Source organism: uncultured Brevundimonas sp. (assembly GCF_937870815.1).
Taxonomy (GTDB): domain Bacteria; phylum Pseudomonadota; class Alphaproteobacteria; order Caulobacterales; family Caulobacteraceae; genus Brevundimonas.
Genome location: NZ_CALMZS010000118.1, coordinates 1 through 7,986, shown reverse-complemented (window position 1 = coordinate 7,986; position 7,986 = coordinate 1). Strand labels below are relative to the sequence as shown.

Annotated in this window: 5 protein-coding genes; all 5 read left to right on the top strand. The window is 69.4% G+C overall.

Annotated features, from left to right (window positions below; translation table 11 throughout):
* The first annotated feature begins 44 nt into the window (after positions 1-44).
* Positions 45-2,144, top strand: coding sequence for a ParB/RepB/Spo0J family partition protein (locus Q0588_RS07895; RefSeq protein ID WP_298745357.1), 2,100 nt, complete (start codon positions 45-47; stop codon positions 2,142-2,144).
* Between the two features lie 64 nt (positions 2,145-2,208).
* Positions 2,209-2,685 (top strand): DUF6878 family protein, encoded by a 477-nt coding sequence (locus Q0588_RS07890; RefSeq protein WP_298745355.1) that lies wholly within the window; start codon positions 2,209-2,211, stop codon positions 2,683-2,685.
* Between the two features lie 11 nt (positions 2,686-2,696).
* The gene (locus tag Q0588_RS07885) at positions 2,697-3,068 is read left to right on the top strand and encodes a hypothetical protein (protein WP_298745353.1); all 372 of its coding nucleotides are present in this window, start codon (positions 2,697-2,699) and stop codon (positions 3,066-3,068) included.
* A 65-nt stretch (positions 3,069-3,133) separates the two neighbouring features.
* A complete protein-coding gene (locus tag Q0588_RS07880; RefSeq protein ID WP_298745351.1) occupies positions 3,134-3,376 on the top strand; it encodes a DUF6117 family protein in 243 nt (80 codons plus the stop codon).
* A gap of 87 nt (positions 3,377-3,463) precedes the next feature.
* A complete protein-coding gene (locus Q0588_RS07875) occupies positions 3,464-7,816 on the top strand; it encodes a strawberry notch-like NTP hydrolase domain-containing protein (RefSeq protein WP_298745349.1) in 4,353 nt (1,450 codons plus the stop codon).
* The last annotated feature ends 170 nt before the right edge of the window (positions 7,817-7,986 follow it).

Genomic DNA, 7,986 nt, shown 5'->3' with positions numbered 1-7,986 from the left:
GGTCGAGAGAGAGGCTCCCGGCCGGCCGTCACGGAGAACCTTTGATGACCCAAGCTGCCCAGAAGATCGTCCTGTCCCCGTCGCGGGATATTCCCTTCAACAAGCTGGTGCTGAGCCAGTCGAACGTGCGCCGGATCAAGGCCGGCGTCTCGATCGAGGATCTGGCGGAGGACATCGCCCGGCGGACCCTGCTCCAGAGCCTGAACGTCCGCGCCGTCCTCGACGCCGAGGGCCGCGAGACCGGCATGTTCGAGGTGCCGGCCGGCGGGCGCCGCTACCGCGCGCTCGAGCTGCTGGTGAAGCAGAAGCGCCTCGCCCGCACCGCGCCCGTTCCGTGCGTGGTGCGCGACAGCAGCGATGTCTCGGCCGAGGAGGATTCGCTGGCCGAGAACAGCCAGCGCGAGCCGCTGCATCCCCTCGACCAGTTCCGGACCTTCCAGACCCTGCGCGAGCAGGGCCAGGGCGACGAGGCGATCGCGGCCCGCTTCTTCGTCACGCCGGCCGTCGTCCGTCAGCGCCTGAAGCTCGCCGCGGTCTCCGAAATGCTGCTCGCGCTCTATGCCGAGGACGAGCTGACGCTGGACCAGCTGATGGCGTTCACGGTGACGAACGATCACGCCCGTCAGGAACAGGTCTGGGAGGCGCTCGCCCGCAGTCCCTACAAGGAGGCCTATCAGATCCGGCGGATGCTGACCGAAGGGGCCGTGCGCGCCTCCGACAAGCGCGCGCAGTTCATCGGGCCCGAGGCCTATGAGGCGGCCGGCGGCGTGGTGTCGCGCGACCTGTTCCAGGCCGATGACGGCGGCTGGTTCCAGGATCCCGCGCTGCTCGACCGGCTGGTGGCGGAGAAGCTCGCCGCCGCGGCCGAAACCATCGCCGCCGAAGGCTGGAAATGGGTCAGCGCCGATGTCGCCTTCGAATACGGCCACACCCACGGCCTGCGCCGTCTCGCCTCGACCAATCCGCTGAGCGACGAGGAACAGGCCGCCTACGACGCGCTCGCCCAGGAATATGCGACGCTGGAAGAGACCTATTCGGAAGCCGATGAGCTTCCCGATGACGTCGACCAGCGCCTGGGCGAGATCGAGACGGCGCTCGACGCCTTCGACAATCGCCCGCCGGTGTTCGATCCCGACGAGATCGCGCGCGCCGGTGTCTTCGTCAGCCTCGATGGCTCGGGCGATCTGAAGATCGAACGCGGCTATCTGCGCCCTGAAGACGAGGTCGAGATTGAACCGGACACCGAGGGCGGGGCGCCCGCAGCGACGGCCGACGCCGATGGCGACGTCCAGCGCACGGTCATCACCCTGGGCGGTGCGGCGCAGCCCGGCCCGGAGGCCGAGGAGGAGGACGACGCGATCAAGCCGCTTCCCGAGCGCCTGATGACCGAGCTCACCGCGCACCGGACGCTGGCGCTGCGTGAGGCCGTCGGGAGCGATCCCGACACGGCCTATCTCGCCGTGCTTCACGCCCTGGCGCTGAAGACCTTCTATCGCTTCAGCACCGCCACCTGCCTGGAGCTGGAGGTCAAGCATTCGACCTTCGGCCATCAGGTCCCGGACCTGAACGACACCGCGTCGGCCAAGGCGATCGCGGCGCGTCACGAGGCCTGGGCGGACCAGCTTCCCAAGGATCCGGGGACGTTGTGGCAGACCCTGACCGGCTTCGACGGCGACAGCCGGCAAGCCCTGTTCGCCCACTGCGTCGGCCTCAGCGTCAACGCCGTCCACCAGTCCTGGAACCAGGGCGGGCGCATGAACCACGCCGATGCGCTTGCCCGGGCCGTCAATCTCGACATGGCCGCGGCGGGCTGGACGCCGACGGTCGAGACCTATCTCGGCCGGGTGACCAAGTCCCGGATCCTGGAGGCGGTGCGCGAGGGCAAGGGCGAACGCGAAGCCCAGCTCATCGACCATCTCAAGAAGGGCGACATGGCCAAGGAAGCCGAACGGCTCCTGGCCGGGTCGGGCTGGCTGCCCGAGCCGCTGCGGACGTCCGACGAGCCGCCGCCCGCCGAGCCCGCAGAACCGGCCGAGCCCGAGGCGCTGCCGGCGTTCCTGACCGCGGACGAGGAGGACGAAGCCGCCTCCTCCGACCTCGAGCCGGACGCGGACGACGACCACCAGGCCATCGCCGCCGAGTGACCTCTCGCGGGGCGGCGTTCGGCCGCCCCGCACCTTTTTCACGTCCTTGCCAAGGAGATTCACGATGTCCGACGCCACGCCGTCCGTCGCCATCCGCCCGGACTATGAACACTATCTCACCCAGCACGCCGCGCGCGCCCGCCTGGAGTCCGAATGCCGGCCTGCCAACAAGGCCGCCCTGTTCGACGCCCTTGCCGCCGCCGGTATCACCATCGTCGTCGTCAACTTCGACGGGTACGGCGACTCCGGTCAGATCGAGTCAATCGACGCCCGCACCGCCGAGGCCGAAGCCACGCTTCCGGACGCCACCATCACCCTTGCCGATCCCCTGTGGGATGGCTCGGGCGTCGAGCCGGTGACGGTGAGCGTCGCCGAGGCGATCGAACGCCTGTCCTACGACTTCCTTCGGGAGGTCGCGTCGGGATGGGAGAACAATGACGGCGCCTTTGGCGAGTTCACCTTCGACGTCGCCGCCCGGACGATCGCCCTCGATTACAACGAGCGGCTGACCACGTCCGAATTCTACGCCTACGAATTTTGAGGAGGACGGTGATGGGCCATTGCTATCATCATGCGCTGTCGTCGGTGAAACGGTGGGGCGGCGCCCCCGAAGACTATCTGCCGCTCCACCAATGGTTCGACGAGTCCAAGGCGATCGTCGCCGATTTCCGGCACCGGGCGCTGCGCCATCACGCCGAAGGCATCTTCATGCTCGAGCGCTTCTTCGGCGCCACGATCACCGTGACCACCGGCCGCGTCGTGCCGGTGCGGCTGATCGGCGAACAGCACGTCCGCGAAGATCTCGGCTTCATTCCGAGCTTCGCCGATTGGGTCCGCGCGATCCGGCCCGAACCCTGGATGGGCCGGGCGCAACCGATCCATTGCGAGGTCGACCCGTTCGCGGTGACCGCCGACGCGGCCTGACCGCCTTTTCCCACGATCCACTCGGCCCGCCTGCTGGCGGGCCTTTTCCTTTCAGGAGTTCGGTCATGGCTATTCCCGACCATGCTTCGCGCAATTTTCAGACCCTGCTTCGCGCCGCCCGCAACGACGACCTGGCCTTGATGGAGTGCCTCGACGCCGAGACGCGCGAGCTGCGCTACGTCCTGTGCGCCGTTGGCCGCGACGGCGAAGACTATGTCTTCACGCCGTTCGGCCATCTCGCGCCCGGCAATCCTTTCGAGGCTTATCTGCCGCCCGCCGAGGACGGGGGCTTCGTCGCGGAAGAGTGAGAGCGCGGCCCGGAAGGGGCGAGCCGATGCGGTCGAGAGAGAGCGCCGGTCGGCTCGCCCTCCTCCCGCTCTCCTGGATGATCGACCATGACCCTGACCGCCCTGGCTTCGCCGGCGCCGCACGAAACGCTCGCCTCCCCAGTCCGCCGCGCCCCGGCGCTCCATCGCGCCGCCGGCGCCCTTCTGCCGCTGCTCGTTCAGGGCGTCCCGGTCGACGCGCGCGCCCTGCGCGCCGCGATGGAGGCGGCGTTCCAGGGCTCCGACGCGCACGGGCTCTGGGACTGGAAGGACGCCTACGAGGCCTGCGAGGCCGCCCAGCTTCTGTTCCTGCGCCGGTTCGGACCGGTCCTGTCGCGGCAACCAGCCGGCGCTCAGCTCACCATGATCAGCAAGATCGCCGGCTTGCTGCCCAGCCAGACGCGGCGGTCGCAGGAGAGCCAGGCGCTTCAGCAGTTCTCGACGCCGATCCCGCTCGCCTGGATCGCCGCGCGCGCCGCCGGGCTCAAGGCCGGAGACTTGGTGCTCGAACCATCGGCGGGCACCGGGCTTCTCGCCATCTTCGCCGAGATCGCGGGCGCCGAGCTGGTGCTCAACGAACTTGGCGAGGGGCGGGCCGACCTTCTCGGCCAGCTCTTTCCGGCCACGGCCGTCACCCGGTTCGACGCCGCCCACATCCATGACCATCTCGACGCGGCGGCGATCCCCACCGTCGTCCTGATGAACCCGCCCTTCTCGGCCGGGGTCCATGTCGAAGGCCGGGTCGCCGATGCCGCCCTGCGGCACATGGCGTCGGCCCTGGCGCGTCTCGCCGAAGGCGGGCGCCTGGTCGCCATCACCGGGGCGGGTCTGTCGCCCTATAGCGCGGCCTGGCGCGACGCCTTCATCCGCCTTCAGCAGCGCGGTCGCGTCCTCTTCTCGGCCGCCATCGACGGGCGGGTCTATGCGCGGCATGGGACGACGACCGAGACCCGCCTGACCATCATCGATCGCCTGGCGGCGGAGGATCCCTTCCGCTTTCCCGACTCGCCGGGCATGGCCGGCAGCGCCGCGGAGCTGCTGGGATGGGTGGACGCTCAGGTGCCCGCACGCCTCGCCGCGACGCCCGTCTTTCCGACAAAGCGGCTTTGCCCGAAGCCGGATTTGCACAGACCCGCTTCGGCGGCGCGCAAGCCGGGTCCGCCACCGGCGGAAATCGACGGCCAGCCGCTCTGCTATACGGTGCGCGACTGGAGCCCGCCCGCGGGCGACCGGATCACCGAAGCGCTCTATGAAGCCTATGTCCTGCAATCGATCGCGATCGAAGGCGCCAAGCCGCATCCCACCCCCTTGGTGCAGTCGGCGTCGATGGCGTCGGTGTGTCCGCCCAAGCCGAGCTATGTCCCTCTCCTGCCCGACGGATTGGTCGAAGCCGGTCTGCTGTCGGACGCCCAGCTCGAGACCGTCATCTATGCGGGCGAGGCTCATGCCGGGCGCCTGGCCGGGGCCTGGACGGTCGACGCGACCTTCGATCAGGTCGCCGCGGCGCCCGACGACGCCGAAGGCGCGGTCCGCTTCCGCCGCGGTTTCATGCTCGGCGACGGCACCGGCGCCGGCAAGGGCCGCCAGGTCGCGGGCGTCATCCTCGACAACTGGCTGAAGGGACGACGCCGCGCGCTCTGGGTCTCCAAGTCCGACGCCCTGATCGAAGACGCCCAGCGCGACTGGTCGGCGCTCGGGCAGGAACGGCTGCTCGTGACGCCGCTCTCGCGCTTTCGCCAGGGCGCTCCGATCCGCCTGGACGAAGGCATCCTTTTCACCACCTACGCCACGCTACGGTCCGACGAGCGCGACGGTAAGGTTTCGCGCGTCCGCCAGATTGTCGAATGGTTGGGCGCCGACTTCGACGGGGTCATCGTGTTCGACGAATCCCATGCCATGCAGAACGCCGCCGGCGGCAAGGGCGAGCGCGGCGTCCAGGCCGCCTCGCAACAGGGCAAGGCCGGCCTGCGCCTGCAGCACGCGCTTCCCGACGCCCGCATCCTCTATGTCTCGGCGACCGGCGCGACCACGGTCCACAACCTCGCTTACGCCCAGCGGCTCGGGCTCTGCGGCGGGGACGACTTCCCGTTCGCGACCCGCGCCGAATTTGTCGAGGCGATCGAGGCCGGCGGCGTGGCGGCGATGGAAGTGCTCGCGCGCGACTTGCGGGCGCTCGGCCTCTACGCGGCGCGATCGCTGTCATACCAAGGCGTCGAGTACGAGATCGTCGAGCACAGCCTGAGCGCCGAGCAGACGAGGATCTACGACGCCTATGCGGGCGCGTTCGAGATCATCCACAACAACCTCGCCGCCGCGATGGAAGCCGCCAACATCACCGGCTGCGGCCCCGAGGGCGGATCGCGAACGCTGAACGCGCAGGCCAAGTCCGCCGCGCGGTCGGCCTTCGAGAGCGCCAAGCAGCGCTTCTTCAATCACCTGATCACGGCGATGAAGACGCCGACCCTGATCGGCGCGATCGACCGCGATCTTGCTGCCGGACATGCCTGCGTCGTCCAGATCGTCTCGACCGGCGAGGCGCTGCTGGAGCGCCGCCTCGCCGACATCCCCACTGAAGACTGGGGCGATGTCGCGGTCGACATCACGCCGCGCGAATATGTCCTGGACTATCTCGCCCACTCCTTTCCCACGCAGCTCTTCGAGCCGTTCACCGATGGCGAAGGCAACCTCTCGTCACGGCCCGTTCTGCGCGACGGGCACCCCGTCCAATGCCGCGACGCGGTCGAGCGCCGGGACCGCCTGATCGAGCACCTGGCGGCGCTGCCGCCTGTCCAGGGCGCGCTGGATCAGATCGTCCAGCGGTTCGGGACCGAGCAGGTCGCCGAGGTGACGGGCCGGTCGCGCCGCGTCGTCGCCCGCACCGGCGACGATGGCGAGCGGCGCCTGGCGGTCGAAGGCCGCGCCGGGAGCGCCAATCTCGCCGAGACCGCCGCCTTCCAGGATGACGACAAGCGCATCCTGATCTTCTCCGATGCCGGCGGCACCGGCCGAAGCTATCACGCCGATCTCGGCGCGAAGAACCGCCGCCTGCGCATCCACTATCTGCTCGAGGCGGGCTGGAAGGCCGACACCGCCATCCAGGGCCTGGGCCGCACCAACCGCACGCATCAGGCGCAGCCCCCGGTCTTCCGGCCGATTTCCACCAATGTGAAGGCGGAGAAGCGCTTCCTGTCGACCATCGCCCGGCGGCTCGACACCCTGGGCGCGATCACCAAGGGCCAGCGCCAGACCGGCGGTCAGGGGCTGTTCCGCGCCGAGGACAATCTGGAAAGCCCCTACGCCCGGGCGGCGCTGCGCCAGCTCTACATGCTGCTCCTGCTCGGCAAGGTACCGGGTTGTTCTCTCCAGCGCTTCGAGGAGGCGACCGGCCTCAAGCTGACCGATCGCGACGGCACCATCCGCGAGGAGCTGCCGCCGATCACCCAGTTCCTCAACCGGCTGCTGGCGCTCACCATCGCACTTCAGGATACGCTGTTCGAGGTGTTTGAAGGCCTGCTCAGGGCCAAGATCGAAGGGGCGATCAGCGCCGGCGTCTATGACCGCGGCGTGGAAACCATCACCGCGCAGTCCCTGCGCGTCACCGAGCGGCGCACGCTCTATGTCCATCCCGCGTCGGGCGCCGAAACCCAGGTCTTCACCGTCGTCGAGCGCAATCCAACCACGCCGCTGAGCCTTGGCGAGGCGCTCGAACGCGCGGGCGAGCGCGGCGGCCGCCTGCTCATCAACACCCGTTCGCAGCGCGCCGCGGCCCAGGTTCCCGCGCCCAGCCTCACGCTGGACGATGGCGAAGTGGAACGCCGCGTGCGTCTGCTGCGCCCCATGGAGCGCATGGCGATGGCGGAGAACGCCCTCCTCGGCACCGCATGGGAGGCGACCGACGCCGCCCGTTTCGCCGAAGCATGGGAGGCCGAAATCGCCGCCTTGCCGGCCTTCACAGAGACGACGCTCCACATCGTCACCGGGCTCCTGCTGCCGATCTGGCGACGCCTGCCGACCGAGGGATGCCGGGTCTATCGGCTGCAGACCGACGACGGCGAACGGATCATCGGGCGGCAGGTCTCACCGGCCTGGGTCGCCGAGGCGTTTGACGAGACGCCGCCGCCCGTCGCCCCGGCCGAGGCGTTCGCTGCGGTGCTCAAGGGCGACACGCTGCATCTGGCGGATGCGATGAACGTGCGCCGATCGCTCGTCATGGGCGTCCAGCGGGTCGAACTCGTCGGGTTCACCGATGGGATGGTGGACCGCTTGAAGGCGATGGGCCTGGTCTCGGAAATCATCGCGTGGAAGCTGCGGCTGTTCATTCCCACCGGGCCGAACGGCGCTTCGGTGCTCGCTGGTCTCGTTGACCGCCATCCGCTCGCACGCATCGCGCCCCGGGCCGGCAGCGCGCATGCCGCGGCCTGACAGGACATCGGCGATGCAGGGACCAGCCGCCGAGCTGGCACACCGTCTCGCGCGCGAGGCCGAGGCGGTGTGCCGTCACTATCTTTCCAACGGCCGGCGCGAAGGACGCTATTGGCTGGTCGGCGACGTCGACAACAATCCCGGCCGCAGCCTCTATGTCCGCCTGCGCG

Excerpts from the sequence above, each read along its gene's own strand:
- Q0588_RS07895 (WP_298745357.1), top strand. The coding sequence starts at position 45 with ATGACCCAAGCTGCCCAGAAGATCGTCCTGTCCCCGTCGCGGGATATT.
- Q0588_RS07885 (WP_298745353.1), top strand. The coding sequence starts at position 2,697 with ATGGGCCATTGCTATCATCATGCGCTGTCGTCGGTGAAACGGTGGGGC.
- Q0588_RS07890 (WP_298745355.1), top strand. The coding sequence starts at position 2,209 with ATGTCCGACGCCACGCCGTCCGTCGCCATCCGCCCGGACTATGAACAC.
- Q0588_RS07875 (WP_298745349.1), top strand. The coding sequence starts at position 3,464 with ATGACCCTGACCGCCCTGGCTTCGCCGGCGCCGCACGAAACGCTCGCC.
- Q0588_RS07880 (WP_298745351.1), top strand. The coding sequence starts at position 3,134 with ATGGCTATTCCCGACCATGCTTCGCGCAATTTTCAGACCCTGCTTCGC.